The following is a 204-nucleotide window of genomic DNA, read 5'->3' on the forward strand; positions in this document are numbered from 1 at the left end:
GTCCCACAACACCCGGTTGTCGTCAAGGGAGATATAGGTGAACTGCGGCCCACCATTGACGTCACCGACTGCGTACACTCCGTCAATATTGGTGCGCAGCTGATCGTCGACGGTAATGTAGCCCCGCTCATCGGTGGCCACCCCGGCGGCGGTCAGATCGAGATCCTCGGTTGCTGGGCGTCTGCCTGCTGCCACCAACACTCT

1 protein-coding gene is annotated in these 204 nt (G+C 60.8%); it reads right to left on the bottom strand.

Annotated elements, in window-relative coordinates; all coding sequences use genetic code 11:
• The coding region (locus tag BB427_RS09240; protein WP_175401267.1) for an FAD-dependent oxidoreductase at window positions 1–204 on the bottom strand (204 nt) is incomplete at both ends.

It is taken from the genome of Pseudoalteromonas sp. BMB (genome assembly GCF_001709235.1).
Classification (GTDB): Bacteria; Pseudomonadota; Gammaproteobacteria; order Enterobacterales; family Alteromonadaceae; genus Pseudoalteromonas; species Pseudoalteromonas maricaloris.